Annotated in this window: 13 protein-coding genes; 6 read left to right on the forward strand and 7 right to left on the reverse strand. The window is 60.6% G+C overall.

The annotated features are described in order from the left end of the window. The first annotated feature begins 2 nt into the window (after nt 1–2). Genes E3T47_RS09715 through E3T47_RS09725 form a run of 3 tightly spaced genes read left to right on the forward strand, consistent with a single transcriptional unit; the run spans nt 3 to nt 2,768 of the window. Entirely contained in the window at nt 3–1,175 is a 1,173-nt protein-coding gene (locus E3T47_RS09715; protein ID WP_134555889.1) for a thiolase family protein, read from the forward strand. Between the two features lie 10 nt (nt 1,176–1,185). Then, entirely contained in the window at nt 1,186–1,980 is a 795-nt protein-coding gene (locus tag E3T47_RS09720; RefSeq protein ID WP_134555890.1) for an IclR family transcriptional regulator domain-containing protein, read from the forward strand. A 53-nt stretch (nt 1,981–2,033) separates the two neighbouring features. After that, complete coding sequence (locus E3T47_RS09725; protein WP_198416619.1) at nt 2,034–2,768, forward strand: GntR family transcriptional regulator; 735 nt, start codon at nt 2,034–2,036, stop codon at nt 2,766–2,768. Here E3T47_RS09725 and E3T47_RS09730 read toward each other — a convergent pair. From E3T47_RS09730 to E3T47_RS09740, 3 genes are read right to left on the reverse strand one after another with little or no spacing between them, the layout of a single operon-like run. Next, nucleotides 2,763–3,734 carry a 3-hydroxyacyl-CoA dehydrogenase gene (locus E3T47_RS09730; protein ID WP_134555891.1) on the reverse strand — a complete coding sequence of 324 codons (972 nt, stop codon included), beginning with the start codon at nt 3,732–3,734 and terminating at the stop codon, nt 2,763–2,765. The genes E3T47_RS09725 and E3T47_RS09730 overlap by 6 nt on opposite strands. A gap of 4 nt (nt 3,735–3,738) precedes the next feature. Beyond that, nucleotides 3,739–4,989 carry an iron-containing alcohol dehydrogenase gene (locus tag E3T47_RS09735; protein WP_134555892.1) on the reverse strand — a complete coding sequence of 417 codons (1,251 nt, stop codon included), beginning with the start codon at nt 4,987–4,989 and terminating at the stop codon, nt 3,739–3,741. Beyond that, on the reverse strand, nt 4,989–6,482 hold the full coding sequence (locus tag E3T47_RS09740) for an NAD-dependent succinate-semialdehyde dehydrogenase (protein ID WP_134555893.1): 1,494 nt from the start codon (nt 6,480–6,482) through the stop codon (nt 4,989–4,991). Before E3T47_RS09740 ends, E3T47_RS09735 begins: the two co-directional genes overlap by 1 nt. Nucleotides 6,483–6,747: 265 nt before the next feature. Between E3T47_RS09740 and E3T47_RS09745 the strand changes: the two genes are divergently transcribed. Continuing rightward, on the forward strand, nt 6,748–8,460 hold the full coding sequence (locus E3T47_RS09745) for a sigma-54-dependent Fis family transcriptional regulator (protein WP_134555894.1): 1,713 nt from the start codon (nt 6,748–6,750) through the stop codon (nt 8,458–8,460). A 19-nt stretch (nt 8,461–8,479) separates the two neighbouring features. On the opposite strand, the gene E3T47_RS09750 is transcribed toward E3T47_RS09745, so the two are convergent. The 4 genes from E3T47_RS09750 to E3T47_RS09765 form a co-directional block, all read right to left on the reverse strand. Then, nucleotides 8,480–9,532: an ABC transporter permease gene (locus E3T47_RS09750; RefSeq protein WP_134555895.1), complete on the reverse strand. Its 1,053-nt coding sequence runs from the start codon at nt 9,530–9,532 to the stop codon at nt 8,480–8,482. After that, a complete protein-coding gene (locus E3T47_RS09755; RefSeq protein WP_134555896.1) occupies nt 9,529–12,069 on the reverse strand; it encodes an ATP-binding cassette domain-containing protein in 2,541 nt (846 codons plus the stop codon). Before E3T47_RS09755 ends, E3T47_RS09750 begins: the two co-directional genes overlap by 4 nt. A gap of 13 nt (nt 12,070–12,082) precedes the next feature. Continuing rightward, nucleotides 12,083–12,802: an SDR family NAD(P)-dependent oxidoreductase gene (locus E3T47_RS09760; protein ID WP_134555897.1), complete on the reverse strand. Its 720-nt coding sequence runs from the start codon at nt 12,800–12,802 to the stop codon at nt 12,083–12,085. Nucleotides 12,803–12,921: 119 nt separating this feature from the next. Then, a complete protein-coding gene (locus E3T47_RS09765; protein WP_134555898.1) occupies nt 12,922–14,067 on the reverse strand; it encodes a substrate-binding domain-containing protein in 1,146 nt (381 codons plus the stop codon). Between the two features lie 430 nt (nt 14,068–14,497). Between E3T47_RS09765 and E3T47_RS09770 the strand changes: the two genes are divergently transcribed. Together E3T47_RS09770 and E3T47_RS09775 are read left to right on the forward strand one after the other, a co-directional pair. Beyond that, nucleotides 14,498–15,403, forward strand: coding sequence for an alpha/beta hydrolase (locus E3T47_RS09770; RefSeq protein ID WP_241982136.1), 906 nt, complete (start codon nt 14,498–14,500; stop codon nt 15,401–15,403). A 64-nt stretch (nt 15,404–15,467) separates the two neighbouring features. Continuing rightward, on the forward strand, nt 15,468–17,132 hold the full coding sequence (locus tag E3T47_RS09775; protein ID WP_134555900.1) for a flavin-containing monooxygenase: 1,665 nt from the start codon (nt 15,468–15,470) through the stop codon (nt 17,130–17,132). Nucleotides 17,133–17,181 lie beyond the last annotated feature (49 nt).

Genomic DNA, 17,181 nt, shown 5'->3' on the forward strand with positions numbered 1-17,181 from the left:
TCATGGTCCACGACAGCTTTATCTACGACTACGTTCGTACCCCCTTCGGCCGCTACGGCAAGTCACTTGCCGACACCCGACCGGACGATCTAGCCGCCTTGGTCCTCGGCGAACTCGCCCGCCGCAACCCGCAGCTCTCCCTGCAGGTGATCGACGATGTAATAATGGGCGCAACCAATGGCGCCGGCGAAGACAATCGCAACGTGGCACGAATGGGGTCCCTGCTTGCCGGTTTCCCGACATCCATCCCCGGCACCACAGTCAACCGTCTGTGCGGTTCAGGCATGGAAGCCACAATCCAGGCCAGTCGAGCCATCGAATCCGGCGACGCGCGCGTACTGTTCAGTGGCGGAGTCGAGTCGATGTCACGCGCTCCCTGGGTGATGCAGAAGCCACGGAACGGCTTCCCCGCTGCCGACGCAACCTTGCATTCGACTACCATCGGCTGGAGAATGACCAACCCCGCCATGGACCCCCATTGGACGATCCCCCTCGGCGAAACTGCGGAAATTTTGGCCGATCGCTATGGAATCAGCCGCGACGAGCAGGACAAATTCGCCGTGCGCAGCCACCAACGGGCCGCCGCCGCCTGGGCCGACGGTACCTTCATTAAACAGATCGTGATGGTTCCTGGCACGGACCTCAGTGTCGATGAAGGCATCCGACCGAACACCACACTCGACACCCTGCGCGGGCTGAAGCCAGCCTTCCGAATTGATGGGTCTGTGACCGCGGGTAATTCCAGCCCCCTCACCGACGGTGCTGCCGCTCTGCTCATCGCAGGGGAGGATGCTGGCCTGGGCGACCCGATCGCTCGCATCGTCTCCCGTGGAGTCGCCGCCAATGATCCCGATATCTTCGGTATCGCCCCGGTCGAGGCCGCGAACAAGGCCCTCGCGCGGGCCGGATTCACATGGGCCGACGTGGACTTTGTTGAATTGAACGAGGCCTTCGCCGCCCAAGCACTCTCCTGCACGCGTCTCTGGGACGGTCTCGACCCTGACAAATTGAATGTCGACGGCGGCGCGATCGCCATAGGCCACCCCCTCGGAGCATCCGGCGCCCGCGTCATTGGCCAACTCGCCCGTAAACTCGAGGCAAACGGCGGTGGAATCGGTGTCGCCGCTATTTGCATCGGCGTCGGCCAGGGCTTGGCGGTCGTACTCGAACGCTAGGCTACTGAAAATGAACCAGACGCCCACCCCCGACACCAGCCCTGACTTCGTTCAGTCGCTGGCGAGGGGACTCGCGGTTATCGCTGCCTTCTCTGCCGAACGACCGCGGATGACGCTTACCGAAGTTGCCGCCGTCACCGACCTGACCCGGGCGACGGCGCGACGTTTCCTAGTTACCTTGGAGCACCTCGGCTACGTCCGATCCGACACCAGGCAATTCTCCCTCACACCGCGGGTACTCGAACTGGGCTACAGCTACCTGTCGGCCCTGCGTTTGCCCGACGTGATCGCCCCGCGTTTGCAGGAGTTGAGTGCCCAGCTACACGAGTCGGCCTCTGCGGCTGTTCTCGACGGCGGCGACATCACGTATATTGCGAGGTCCGCCGGCCGCAAGATCATGCAGGTGCAGATTACCGTTGGCACCCGCTTCCCCGCGTACGCCACGGCAATGGGACGCGTCCTCCTTGCCGCTCTGCCCCGTACGGACGCCGCCAGCCTAATTGAGGCGAGCTCGCCGCGCGCACTGACACCCCACACCAAAACCTCCCTAACCGACCTGCAGGCATGTTTGCACGAGGTGCGCCATGCGGGATACTCGTTGGTCGACGAGGAACACGAGCTCGGCCTTCGTTCACTCGCGATGCCGATCCACGATTCTCGCGGCAATGTCCTTGCGGCAATCAATGTGTCGACGGTTGCGAGGGCCCCAATCGCAGACACGCTGGTTGCACTGCTCCCCGGTCTGAGGGCAACGGCACTACTTGTCAACGCTGACCTCGCGGCGACGGGGACCTCGCTTGTCTGACCGTATTACAGACCCGTGCGCTAATATAGAAAAGTGTCCGGCGCTTCGCCACGATGCAACTCGTCAACATTGAAGGTCACAATATGCCTGGCCCCCGGATCATTGCACAGCGCGCCGCCCCCCTCCGCCAGCAAGTAGTCGAAATCCTGCGTCAAGACATCCTCGACAACATCATGCATCCCGGCGATCGCCTCCTCGAAAGCACACTGTGCGATCGCTACGGAGTCTCCCGCACTGTCATCCGGGAGGCCTTGAGGCAGCTTGAATCCGAAAGCCTCATCACGATGCTGCCGAATCGCGGACCGATTGTGACGATTCTCTCAGCTCGGGACATCGAATCTCTCTATGAGGTGCGCGCCAGTCTCGAGGGATTGGCTGGGGCACTCTTCGCCCGCAATGCTGGTGCCGAACAAGTAGGGCAACTCATCAAGCATCTTGCGCTCATGGAGACGACCTATCTGGCCGGCGACCTGCGCACGCGGGGCGAATCGAAGGACGAGTTCTATCGAATCCTGCTCAGTGGTGGGGGGAATGAAGTGCTCTCCGCATCCTTGATGGGCATCCATACTCGTATCGGCATCTTTCGGCACTACGCGTTTCTGGACAGCGAGCGAGTTAAGGTCTCGATGAAAGAACTGCGCGGAATCGTTCAGTCCGCCGCCGTGGACCGGGATCCGGCCGGTGCCCGCCAACTTTGCGAGGAACACATCCGTTTAGCGGGCGCACTCGCCGTGCTCGAATACCAGGCGCGGGTGGACCCCACGACGGAAACGGCGCTCCTCTCATAAACGGAAGGGTGTCTTGGGCGCAGGCCGCCTTGTGTCTGGTACGCCTGCGAAGTGGGTTTTGAGTCTCATGAGGGCTTCGTCACGCCATCGAACGCGACTCTCCCACTGGTCCAGCGGCAGTATCGAGCGGCGCTGTTCCGTGACAGCCTGAATTAAGTCAGGCGTCCACGGATCGGCCTGGCCCCGCGACGAGCCCATGCGTTCATAAGCCGGGCCCATCTTCGCTGCATGCGATTCGATTCCGCCCCGGGTGTTGAGGTCCACCGTTTCAAACGGACCGATCACGCTCCATCGGCGGCCGAGGCCGCTGCGCATGACCTCGTCAATGTCCTCGACCGAGGCCACGCCGTCCCGAACGAGGCAATAGGCCTCGCGGAGCACGGCGCCCTGCAACCGATTGAACAGAAAACCCTCAACCTCTTTCCGCACAAGAACAGGCCTAAGCCCGGCAGCACGATAGATCTCCGTCGCTCGCTCGACGGTCTCCCTGGCAGTGTAATCAGATGGAACCAGCTCGATGACCGGGATCAGATATGGCGGATTTCCCGGATGGGCGATGAGCACTCGGTCCCGCGCGGGCGTAGCCGAGGCGAATTCGCTGGAGACGATCGCCGAGCTCGAGCTCGCCAGCACGGCGTCCGTCTCGCTGTATGCCCCGAGCTGTTGGAAAACTACGCGCTTGATATCGAGGCGCTCCGGTACACATTCCTGAACGAGTTCCGCCCCACGCAGCGCATCGAACAGAATCTCGTGAAAACTCACCCGCTGCGAAATGTCATCGACCGGCTCAGAGAGCAGCCCGTGTTCATTGAGTAGGGCCAGACGGTCACTAAGGTCATCACGAGCGCGGTCAAACGACTCAGGAAGCCCGTCCCAGACCCGAACGGAAAAGCCGGCCGACGCGAACAACACGGCGAAAGCCACACCGATCGAGCCGGCCCCGGCGATGGCGACTGTCCGACTCATCGCGCTAGATCCTCCACCAAGAACGGTCGTCGGCGTAGCCGCGCTCGAGGATCGCGACGATGTCTTCCTTCGTCAGCGGGCGCGGATTATTAGCCGTCAAACGCGATGCCAGCAGAGCCTGGTCTGCGACAAATTCGAAGTCTTCCGGCTTCAGGCCGAGTTCCCTGAGGTTTAGCGGCACACCGAGCGCGGCAAGAATCTGTTCCACTCGCACGATCGCCGCCTGAGCCTGTTCAAGTTCCGTCTGAGAATCTGTCGCCACACCAAGGATGCGCCCAATTTCCGCGAATTCAGCCTGTCTCACCGGCAAGTTATACCGCATCAGGTAAGGAAGAAGGGCGCCGACGCCGAATCCGTGCGGCGTGTGGGTCAGATTTCCGATCGGAGACTGAATGGCGTGGATGCCCGCGGTGCCGGCCGTATTCAGCGCCATCCCGCCACAGAACGCCGCCAGCATTGTGTCGGATCGGGCCTGAAGGTCGCTGGGATCCGCCACGATGCGTTCAAGTGAGGTCGCGAGAAGGGCGAGCCCGTGGCGGCAGTAGATATCGGTCAGTACGTTCTTGCCCACATATAGGTGAGCCGCGAGTTCTTCCGCGGACGGATTCTTGGACCGGTCGGTGAACGTCTCAATCAGGTGTGAAAGAGCGTCCGCGCCCGTTGCCGCGGTGAGGCCGGGAGGGCAGGAGAGGGTGAGCTCCGGGTCGACAACCGCCGCGACCGGCTCGAGATAGGCGCTGGCCACCCCGATCTTCATACCCTTGTCGGCGTCAAAGACGACGGCAATGCACGAGACCTCGGCGCCCGTACCCCCGGTAGTCGGCACGGTGACGACGGGCAGGCCGGGTCCCTCGACGAGGTTCTCCCCGTAATAGTCCCGCACATCGCCGCCGCGGGACAGAAGTAGGCCTGCCACCTTGGCCATATCAAGACAGCTACCGCCGCCGAGCCCTACGATGACCTCAATCCCGGCAGAGGCGAACTGCTCCTGAAGGTCGAGCACGTTGCTGCGCGGCAGGTCCGGTTCCACACTAGAAAAAACGTGGACGGTCAGCGCTCGAGATTCCAGCGATTGTACGACTTCTCGAAACTCTGCCGTCGTCGCCATTCGCTCGTCCGTGCAGATCAGCACCGACGTACCCAGAGGCTCGACTATAAAGGGAATCTGCCGGCGCTGACCGGGGCCGAAAAACACCGAGCGAGGTTGGCGAAGCAGGCCGAGGCCGAGCTGGTTGTCAATGCTTGAAACAGTCATTAGAGGAGTCCTGCCTTCTCGTCGATGGTGAGCGCAACGTACTTACGCTCCATAAATTCGTAGATTCCGTCGTGTCCGCCTTCACGGCCCAGTCCGGAGGCCTTGATTCCCCCGAACGGTGCCGCGGGGTCAGCCATAATGCCCCGGTTTACCCCGACCATTCCGAAGTCGAGGCGTTCAGCGATGGTGACCGCCCGTGAAAGATCACTCGTGAATAGGTAGGCTGCCAGTCCGTAGTGGGTGTCGTTGGCGAAGGCCAAGGCCTCGGGCACGGAATCGACCGTGTACAGGACCGCCACCGGCGCGAACAGCTCCTCGTTGCAGAACGCGTGCCTGCGCGTGGTGAAGGCCAGAACAGTCGGTTCGAAGAAGAAGCCGGCACCCTCGATCGCGCTTCCACCTGTGAGCACAGTCGCTCCGATTTCCTGAAAGGACTTCACGAGGCCGACGACGCGGTCCAGCTGACGTTGGGAGATGACCGGGCCAACCTCGACCTTCGAGTCGAAGCCATCGCCGACCGTGAGATCGCGGGTTCGTGCGACGAACTTGCTGGTGAACTCGTCTGCAATTGAACTGTGAAGGATGATGCGATTCGCGGCAACACATGCCTGACCGGCATTCCGGAATTTGCAAATAATGGCCTGATCGACCGCCAGATCGACGTCAGCATCATCAAGAACAATAAATGGTCCGTCGCCCCCCAGCTCCATCGACGAGTTGATGACGTGCTCTGAGGCCTGCGTGAGCAGGGTCGAGCCGACACCGGTCGATCCCGTGAAGCTCACCTTGCGGAGCCGGGAGTCTGCCATGACCGCACTCGAAATCTTGGCCGAGGAGCTGGTGTGGATAAGGTTCACGACACCGGCCGGGAACCCGGCATCGTGCAGAGTCTGCACGAACAATGCCGCCGTCAGAGGCGTTTCGCGAGCGGACTTCATAATGACGGTACAGCCCGCTGCCAAGGCGGCTCCAGCTTTGCGAGCCGACATTAGCAGGGGAAAATTCCACGGGGTTACCAAGAGGCTGGGCCCAACGGGCTGATGGGTCTCGATGATCCGGTAGCCTCCGGGCGACCCCTCCTGATAGGTGCCGTGTAGGTGGGCGACCTGCTCCGCGTACCAGAGAAAGAATCCGGCAGAGAGAGCGAACTCGCCCTGTGCTTCTGCCCGCGGCTTTCCACTTTCCAAGACCATCACGTCGGCAAAAGCATCGGCACGCTCAACCAGCAGCGCGTGGGCCCGATGAAAAAGGTCGGCCCGGCGGCGGGGCGCCCATAAGCGCCATCCGCTAGAGGCGGCGACTGCCGCGTCCAGCGCAGCCAATGCGTGCTCAGCGGTTCCATCGGCCATTTCGGCAATAACAGTTGCGTCGGCAGGGTTCGTGACAGTGAAACTCGAGTCGGTCACTCGCCAGTCTCCATCAATGAACAGGCCGGTGGGAACGAGGTGGCCCCGAAGGTTCACCCGCGTCTCGGTGTCAACTTGCAGGGTCATGTTCCGGTTCTCCTTTGATCCGTAGGCGCCCGATTGGTCGTTCGGAAAGTGCGTTTCTGCAGACTGCTAGCGCTAATAGGGTATTCTCGTAATACGGTACTACAGATGGCAATGCTTCTTTCGTGTCTGCGTGGGTTTCTATGCTCACCCGACCTCCCGCTAGTAGCATGGGGTTCGTCTGATTGCCTGTCGGCTTGTCCTGTCGACTGACCGTCCCAGGCATCCCCATTGGAGTGGAATCGTGACATCGAACTTTGACGCGAACTTGACCCAGGCAATCAAGGAAGATTTCCTCGGTTCGACGGTTCCTCAGGAAATCCGGAACATCGGTCTGGTCGAGTCTTGGCAACGTTCCCAAGCGGCGCTCGGCGCCCCGGGCAATGTGGGACCGGTGCCGCACGTTCCGGAGGCACTCCTGGACGAGCACCTCCTTGCCATGCTCGGGGCGCCCATGAACAGGTTTGCTGAAGACCTGGAGGGAACCGGCCTGGCACTTCTTCTGGCCGACTCCCGCGGCCAGATTCTGCAGCGTTGGTCCGAGGATCGGAAGTCTCGTTCGCACCTTGATCGGGTCGGCACGGTTCGTGGTGCGGTCCTTGCCGAGAACGTAGTCGGTACGAATGGAGTGGGGACCGTCGTCGCGACTGGGGCGAGTGTTCAGATCCGTGGTACCGAGCATTTCGCGGACATATACCAGGACGCGGTGTGCACCGGAGCTCCCGTTCTGCACCCAATCACGCGCAAGTTGCTGGCGGTAATCACTCTGTCCTGTGACATGACACCTCGCAGTGACCTGCTCAAACCGCTGGTGAAATCTCTGACTGCGCAACTGGAACAGCACCTCATGTCGGTTGAGCAACCGGGAGCCAGGGAGATGTTCAGCGTCTTCTTGGATCTTTCCCGAAAACAAAACTCCCCGGTCGTGGCTTTCGGGCCTCAGGGAGCCCTTATTCAAAGCTCGACGGCCCACCAGCTGAATGCTCATGATATGAACCTGATTCGCTCGCTGGGCCAAGAAGACCGTCCCAGCGGGCGATACCTCGTCGAACTGTCTTCGGGACCCACCCATCTCGACCTCACAATGGTTGGGAAGGGAAATAACGTCGTTGTCGTCGGCGCGCGGGTTTCACCTAAAACTCCCCAAACCCCCAGCCGCCCCACAACTCCGGCACCGCGAATGGCCGGGCGTTCGCCAGAATGGTTGGCTGTTGTCAACCACATTGACAAGCTCCGGTCACTCAAGACTCCGGTGATTCTCGTCGGTGAAACGGGGGTGGGGAAGACATCACTGGCCCTCGGAATCCCGTATAAATCAGGGACTGTGCCGAGCTCGATAACGCTCATTGATGCAGCCGAACGCCACATTGTGGGAACACGCCAGTGGCTGGGGCGTGTGATTGAGGCGACACAAGGGCGAACCGAAATCGTCATTCGCGGTATTGAGACCCTTGACAAACCTGCACTCGATGGACTGCGGTCACTCCTCGACACCCGACAACCTGCGGCGCCGCTCCTTCTGACCTTGACCGCTGACTCCCCCACAGATGCCGAGCAGTTCGAGCGACGATTCGACGTGAAGAGCGTTTGGATTCCCCCGCTACGAGACCGAACTGATGACCTTCCTGGGCTCTGGCGCACGTTGGCGGATGCGGTAGCTCCCAGCGCTAGATTGGAGCTCACGGACAGGACTAAGGAGTTGCTGCGCGCATATTCGTGGCCCGGCAACGTAAAAGAGCTGCGGCAACTTATCGTCGGGCTGGCGGCCCTAGGGAAGTCGGGCGCTATCCAGCCCACTGACCTTCCCATTCCGATGCAGAGCGCTAAGACGCTGACCCTCATCGAGCGCATGGAGCTCGAGGCCATTCGGAAGGCCCTCCAACAGGCATCCGGTAACCGGGTGAAAGCAGCGGACATCTTGGGAATTTCCCGCGCCACGGTGTATCGAAAGATGAAGGCATACCGACTCGGCACAGAGTAGAGGGTCCAAGACACGGTCATCATCTTGTGGAACCTGCCGGTTCGACTTCGGCCGAAGCCGAGGTTCGGGGTCTGGGCGACCGGGCAGCGCGCGACGCTCTCGCTCGGGCCAGAGCCGGCACGAGTTCGCGCAGGAGTACAACCGATAGAAGCACGCCGGCCTGAGCCACGAGCTGAAGTGGTTCAGGCCAACCGAGGGCACGCAAGAGTTGGCCCAACTGCGTGAGGAACAGAGCCGCAATTCCAGTCGAGATAAGGGCGGCACGTCCGCCGGTCAGGGCTGTGCCCCCGAGGACGACAGCGGTCACCGTGGGCAACAGGTAGCTCTCCCCGAAAAAGAGCGGCGGCGTCGACACATATCCGGTGTACAGGACTGCCGCGATTCCGTAGGCGACGCCCGCGAAGGCGTACGCGAGCATCTGGTAGCTTCCCACCCGGATGCCGACCGCAGCTGCAGCCCTCTCACTCACTCCCACTGCGGTGAGGCGTCGGCCGATGGTGGACCGCTGGGTGATGAATCCGGCGAGTGCAACAACGATGATCGCGACCAGTAAGGCATTGGGCACTCCGGCGAATTTGTCGCTAGCGAAATCAGCCAGCAGGGCCGGAGCACCAGCGGGAGTGCCGTTCGACAGCCCGAAGACGGTTCCTAGGAGCACCGCGTTCATGCCCAGCGTCACAACCAAGGGCATGACGCCGAAGCGGGTCACCAAGATGCCATTTACCAGCCCCACCGCACCAGGCAGAACGATTGCGGCGATGATGGCCGCCCATGCGGGCCAGCCGTAATTCTGGGGGAGGCTCGAGACGAGGACTGCGCCGAAGGCCATCATGCCCGGAACGGACAGGTCCAGACCTCGTTGCTGGATGACCAGAGTCTGGCCGACGGCCGCGATCCCCAGAACTGCGGCGAAGGGTAGCATTCCAACTACCGGAGCCGCGTCGAGGCTGCCTGGAGCCACAATAGGGCTGAGCAGGAACAGGGCGATCGTCGCTATCCAGATGGCACCAGAACCGCCAGAGAGCAGTCGCTTCCACCGGACGTCCATTCTCATGTCGACCGGGCTTGTCATGAGGTCTTCCTTACTCGGCGAAGTTGTGCGTACAAAACGGCCGCTCCGACAGTGATCAGTCCGGGCAGCCAATAACCCCAGGCTCCGGAGAGACCGAGGAAGGCAGGGACGCCGAGGATCTGGGCAACCAAAATCCCGGAGGCGACGATTCCGATGAAAGATCCCCTCCCACCGAAAATGCTCGCGCCCGCCAGGACAATCACGGTGATCGAAGACAGCGTGAACGGCAGGCTGGGTCGACCGTCCCCGATACCAATCTGCGCCATCAGGAGGACAGCCGTCGGCATCACCAAGAACGAGGTGAAGAGGTAAGAGAGCAGCTGAACCCGGCGTGCATTGATGCCCAGGCGCTCTGCAGCGTCCTGACGTGAGCCGACCGCACGAAGTTCCACGCCCCAGCGACTGCGACGGAGAGCCCATTCGAGAAGTAAGGCAACGGCAACGGCAACGATCGTGACGACGGGCACGAAGCCGACGCGCGCGAACACCAGGTCGGTGACGTCGGTCGTGATAATTCCGCCCGGCGTCGTCCTCAACATGAGGAATGCCCCTTGCAGCCCAAGGGCGATGGCCAGCGTCACGACGACGGGGCTCAGGTTGAACCGCGTCACGAGGAACCCGTTGATGAAGCCAACGGCGAGTGCCGCCGCGATCATCAGGCCAAGTCCCACGAAGATATTTCCTCCATCGATGACGAAAAAGGATGCGAGTACAACGAGGAAGCCCATCAGCGGACCGACTGAGAGGTCAAAGCCAGATCCCAGGACGACAATCTGTTGGGCTGCACCGATGAGGATCAGGGGGGCGGCCAAGAACAACAGATTGTTGAGGCTGAAGGCCGAGAAGTAGGCGCCGTTGCTGCTCCCAACGATCAGGGCCAGAAGCAGAATCACCACCCCCAATACTGCAGCCGGGGAGTGGTCACCGCGCAACCAACTGCGGAACCGCCCTGAGCGTGATGCTGACGCCTCTGCCCGCTGCCTCATGGTCGTCGAGGTCAGAGCGGCTCGGGCAATTTCGGTCTCGGTGACCTTGTCGCCCGCGAGTTCGGCGATGAGTTTTCCTCGGGACATGATGAAGACCCGGTCGCACAGCCCTTCCAGCTCGACTCCGTCCGAGGAGAGGATGACGACGGCGGCACCGTTGTCGGCGGCGTCCCGAAGAATGCGGTAAATATCCACTCTCGCACCGGCGTCAACGCCCTGGGTGGGCTCCTCAGCCAGCAGGACCGTCGGTTCTGCGAGCAGGGACCGGGCCAGCACAGCCTTCTGCTGGTTTCCACCGGATAGGGAAGCGATCGCGGTGCGCGAGGACGGAGTCTTAATCGACAGGTTCTTGATCTGCTCGTGAGCGACTTGCGCGATGCGCTTCTCGCTGATGATGCCGGCCCTGGAGACCGAGCCCAACGTCTTCATGACGATGTTCTCGCCGACGGTGAGGGGCATGAAAACGCCCTCTCCGTGCCGGTCGGACGGCACGTAGACGATTCCCGCACGCGCCGCTGCGGCATTGCTTCCTAGGCGGACGGACCTGTCAGTGACGAGTAATTCTCCGCTGGCCGGCTCGATGCCGGCGAGAGCACGGATAAGTTCTGCCTGTCCATTGCCCTGTACGCCGGCGAGACCCACGATTTCCCCGGCTTTGACGGCGAAGGAGATGTCGTGGAAGTGATTTCCCCGCAGTCCCTCCACCTTAAGCCGGTCTTCGGTTCGGATCGCTCCTGACTTCGCCCCCTTTGGGGGGAATACAGTTTCAAGAGCCCGCCCTATGACCAATTCGATGATCTGTTGTTCGTCGACGTCCGTAGCGTGGAAGGTTCCCCGCACTTGTCCATCACGTAAAACCGTGATGCGGTCCGAGATCTCCTTGACCTCTGGAATACGGTGCGAAATGTAGACGACAGCAGCCGAACCGGCAACCACCTCACGCACTCGGCGGAACAATCGCTGCACCTCGTCGCTGCTGAGATGCTCGGTGGGTTCATCGAGGATGAGCACCTGGGGCTTGAGGGCCAGAGCCTTCGCGATTTCGACGATGAATCGCTGCTCGACGGATAGGTCCTCTACCCGGGAACGGGCGTCGATCCCCATCTGCCAGGGGTCTAGGTGCGCCTGCGCCCAGGCAGGGGCGCGCTTGAAACTACCGGCGAGTGCGTAGCCCACGCCGATTGCCATGTTCTCGGCAACCGTTAGGTGAGGAAGCAGCGCCGGGTCCTGCCGCACGATGCCAAGTCCAAGCTTGCGTGCTTCGTCTGGGGAGGCGCTGGTCAAAACTTGTCCGACGATCTCCACGCTTCCAGCGTTGGGTTCCATGGCTCCCGATGCGACCGCCATCAGCGTGGACTTGCCGGCGCCGTTCTCGCCGACAAGGGCGTGTACTTCTCCGGCGACGACCTCCAGATCCACGTTGGTCAAGGCTCGGACGCCGGTGAAGGTCTTGACGATCCCGCTGAGCTTGAGGACGACGGTGCCGGCTTTCACCACCTTCTCCGGGGAGAGCGACAGCAACTGCGTGGGGGGACGTTCTTCGATAGTCATTTGTCAGTCCGTCCTACTGAGCGAGGTATCCACCGTCGATGATGAGTTCTGATCCGGTCATGAATCGGGACTCGTCACTAGCGAGGAAGAGGGCACCGTAAGCAATCTCTTCGGGCAGGCCGGCACGTCCCATGGGGGTGTGGCCGATAACGAACTCGTTGACGTCATCCGCCTGAGCGTCCGTCAACGGTGTCGCGATGAATCCGGGATGTAGTGAATTCACGCGAATTCCGTGCGTCGCGTGGGTAATGGCCGCGTTCTTCGACATCGTTCGAACAGCGCCCTTGGTGGCGTGGTACGCGTGAGCCCCAGCCACGGCGGCATTCCCCCAGATCGACGAGACATTGATGATTGAACCGGCGCGCTGTTGCACCATGTGCGGAATTACCTCACGCATGCCGAGCCAAACCCCGGTTTGGTTGACGGCAATGACGCGTTCCCACGCGGCCATCGTCAGCTCGAGGAGCGGCTCGTACGCGATAATCCCAGCATTGTTCACGAGTACGTCGACCCGACCGTGCCGTGCCACGACATCAGAGACAAGTTCGCCCCATCCCCGTTCGTCAGCGACATCCTGCTGAACGAACTCGACCCCGGACGGGAAGTCTGAATGCTCGGATTGGCTGGTGGCGATGACGGTTGCGCCCTCGCTCAGGAAGAGATCGGCCGTAGCGCGGCCGATACCGCGCCCGGCACCCGTCACAATGGCGACTTTGCCCTGTAAACGATTCATGACTGTCTCCGTTCAGAAATTTTCGACGAGAGAACTGGTTCGGCGTCGAAGTAGATGGGTGGATCACGTCCGGTGCCAAAGGAACATTGTTCCTCCGGCACCGACGGACTTAATTCTTGCTACTTGAAGAGGTCGGTCAGATCCTGAACCGACAGGCCCGACGAGATGATGGCGTCATTCGGGAGGTCCTCTTCACAAACGGGCATCATGTCAGGGTTAGTGGAGTCCTCAATAATGCCCAGGTTGTAGGTCGACGGCTCGGTGTTCTCGACTCCGTTGAATGCGGCGAGTCCTTTATGCAGGGCCGGGACAGCTACCCAGTTGCGAGACGATTCCGTAGCGATCTGAAACGTAGGCTGGGTGTCTTTGTACTTGTAATACAGGCAGGCGAAAGAGTTGGAGTCGTTGGCGGACCACGGTGGCACCGGCTGGTTTGCGTCGACGAACGCTTCGACGCCACCTACGGAACCTCCACCGTAATCAGCGACGATTCCGTCGATCTGACCGAACTTGGTGATCAAGCCCGCAAAGACCTGTTTCGTCTTGCCTGGCTCCCAGCCAGTGTCCACTGGTACATCACCCATTTCTTTGTTTAGCAAGATGATGCCAGGGTTTTCAGCGACGGCCTTCTTTACCCCCTCATACACGGCGGCGGAGTAGGGATTACCCGCCTGTCCACCTGACATGACGAGGTTGCCCTTGCCACCCATCTGAGCGATCGTCCAGTCGGCCAGGCCCTTGCCGTAGGTTAGGACGTCTTCGGAGACACAGTCGACATAGTCTGTCCCTGGCTCGCCCCCGGGGCACGCAATGATCGGCACGAACTTCACGCCGGCCTGTGTGGCCTTCCGAATGGTGGGCAGGAGAGCTTCCCCGCCATCGGTGAAGGAGACGATCACGTTTACCCCCTGTGCAACGAGGGCGTTGATATCAGAGATGGCTTTCTGCGTGTCAGCTTGGGCATCCGTGTAGATGACGTCAGTGATATTGGAGCATTTCGCGGCCTCGGCCTCGAAGATGGCTCGGGTGATCTTGCGCCACGAGTTGCCGCCGAAGCCGTCGGCATAGGCAACCTTGATGGGTTCAGTTCCGCAGAATTCCGAAATGTCCAGAATCTGGTCTTGCGTGCCGGCGAGGCCGATCTCCTGATCCACAACGGCGCTGTCAATGGACCCAGCTGCAGGGGAGCCCGTCGAACAGCCGGTGAGAACCAGTACGCTCGCTGCAACAAGTGCGGCGAGCGAGAGCGTGGTCTTTGCGAACATGGCAACTCTTTCTCTTGGTATTAGGAATTCGAGAGTGCACACCGAAAGTCTGTGACTGTCGCTCTCGGTAGGAGCCTGGGGCTAACCCGGACCCGCGAATTCGCATCCGAAGGCCAGGCATCTTCATTGACCAAAAATCGTCGTCTCTGACGAAAGTTGAGCCGTAGGTCCCGAAGGGACGAAGATATCCCACAGTATTGCTTTTCCGGGGTGTTGGTGCCCAGGTTTCCCCGGGTGATTCTCATGTTCACATTCATTTCCGACAGTTCTTGGGTCAGCTTGAAATCACGGTGCGTCAAATTGAGACGACACTGTTCCGGGTCAAAATCACGAGGCAGTCTGAGGTCGTTGGGAATGCATTTCCCGGCCTGATGCCTCTGCGCAATGCTGCAACGAGGCCCCGCACAATGAGGAGTCCCATATGCCGCCAGTGAAGCCGACCGATCTGCTCGGCACGATCTACGCTCAGTGGATCGAAGAAATTTCGAAGTACCCCGACATGTCCGTGGGATTGCTGCGCATCATTTTCGATGACTGGCAACGCGCAACAGCGGAGCCAGCGGAGGTGACTTACACGCATACATCGCTAGGCGGCGTTCCGGGAATCCTCGTCTCGCCGGTGGGAAGCGATCCCCGGCAGATGCAGATCGTGATGCATGGGGGCGGATTCGCTCTTGGGTCATCCGCCAGTCATCGCAAACTTGCCGGTCACATCGCCAAGGCCTGCGGCACGATGTCATTCGTGGCTGATTTCCGACTTGCCCCGAAGCACAAGTATCCAACGCAAATCGAGGACGGGCTCAGCATCTATCGTGCGCTGCTAGAGGATGGCTACCTTCCGGATGACATCACCCTGGTCGGCGATAGCGCCGGGGGCAACCTCGCCATCAGTATGACCCTTCGGGCCAGGGACCTAGGGCTCCCTCTCCCGCATCAGGTCTTGACCATGTCTCCCTGGCTCGACATGGAAAATAGTGGCACCACTCTTGTCACCAATAACGACACCGATTTCCTGATCGCGCCGGAGGGCCTGCAGGCGAACATCGATCGCTACATCGACGGTGCCGCCGATCCCACAGATCCGGGCGTCAACCCGTTATATGCGAATTTCTCGGGCTTCCCCCGCCTGTACATATGCACCGGCGACATCGAGTCCCTCTTCGATGACAGCGCGCGTTTGCACGAGCTCGCTCTCGGCGCGGGCGTCGATGTGACGTTCTCGGTCGGAGAGGGCATGCAGCACGTCTATCCATTCCTCGCCGGCCGTCACCCGCGCGCCGATGAGGAAATCGCCAGGATGGCCACCTGGTATTTGGCCGGCCGGCTCTCTCTCTGACCCTCCACCTTCGCGTCCGACGTCGCGAGGCGCGGACAAACGCGACCTCATGAAAGGAAATATCATGTCAATTTCAGATACAGGCACTTGCGGTTCCAACGCTGGAACCGATTACGACAGCATTGTCGTCGGGGCTGGTTTCTCCGGTCTTGCCATCCTGCACCACCTCCGCGAAATCGGTCAGCGCGTGCTCGTCGTCGACGCAGCCTCCGAGGTCGGCGGCACTTGGTGGGAAAACAACTATCCGGGAGTACGAACTGACAGCGAGTTCAGCTATTACTCGTTCTCGTTCTCAAAAGAGGTACGCGAAGAATGGAATTGGACAGAACGCTATCCTTCGGGCAAGGAAGTTCTCGCCTACCTACAATTCGTCGCCGACCGGCTGAATCTCCGCAGGGACATTCAGTTCAACTCCCGCGTGGAATCAGCCATCTACGACGAAGTCGGCAACTTCTGGACTGTCAACTTTGCGGACGGCCACTATCAGACCGCGAAATACTTGGTCTCGGGCATGGGCGTATTATCCCAAGCCATCTGGCCCAACATTCCGGGTCGAGAGGCGTTCACGGGCCAGCTGTACCATGCCTCGAGCTGGCCCCGTGGCGGCATTGACCTTGCGGGCAAGCGGGTCGGAATCATCGGCCTCGGAGCATCGGGGATTCAGATCGTGCCGACTATTGCGCCATTGGCCGAAGAGCTCGTTGTCTTTCAGCGCACACCGAACTTCATTGTTGAAACGAACAATGAAACGGTCGATGCTGAGTGGATGCAATTCGTCAAGGACAACTATGACGCCATCTACGCGAAGGCCGCGAACCACCCGTTCGGAGTGGCAATGGAGAAGGCTGAGAAGAGCGCCCTCGAGGTGACCCCAGAAGAACGCGAACGAATATTCCAGAGCAAGTGGAACGAGGGCGGATTCCACTTCGCCAACGAATGTTTCAACGACCTCGCGACGAACCACGAATCGAGCGAACTCGCGGCCGAGTTCATCCGATCGAAGATTCGCGAAATCGTGAAGGACCCAGCAACCGCTGAATTGCTCTCCCCCAAGGGTTACTCCTTCAATGGCAAACGAGTGCCCACTGGCCATGGATACTACGCCGCCTACAATCGCGCAAACGTCGCCCTGATTGACACGGCTTCCACCCCCATAACGACCTTCACGGAGAAGGGGCTCAGGGTTGGCAACACCGAATACGAACTTGACGTGATCATCTGCGCGACGGGCTTCGATGCGATGACCGGAACCCTGACCAATATCGACATCGTTGGGCGGGACGGCCTAATCCTGCGAGACAAGTGGAAGAACGGCCTTCGCAGTAACCTCGGAATCTCCGTCAATGGCTTCCCAAATTTTCTTATGTCGCTCGGGCCGCAGACGCCGTACTCCAACCTCCCGGTTCCGATTCAGCTCGGTGCCCAGTGGATGGCACGAGCTATCTCCTTCGCGGAGGAGCACGGCATCGAACGGCTGGAAGCCACCCTCGAATCCGAACAGTGGTGGGCCGACGAAGTCGACCGAGCCGGCAAGGCAACGGTCATGTACTCCGAGGGTCGCAAAGCCAAGGCCTGGTTCCTCGGCGACAATGTTGCCGGCAAAACGGAAGAGTTCATGGTCTACATGGGAGGTGGGCAGGTGTACCAGCAATTCTGCCGAGATGCCGCGGCGAACGGCTATCAAGCGTTCTTCGCTACCGAACCAGTCGCTGTCTCACTCACCCAATAGGATTCCCGCTCGTGTCGTGGTCCGACCGGTGATGGCCAGACCACGATAC

It is taken from the genome of Cryobacterium ruanii (genome assembly GCF_004404055.1).
Lineage (GTDB): Bacteria > Actinomycetota > Actinomycetes > Actinomycetales > Microbacteriaceae > Cryobacterium > Cryobacterium ruanii.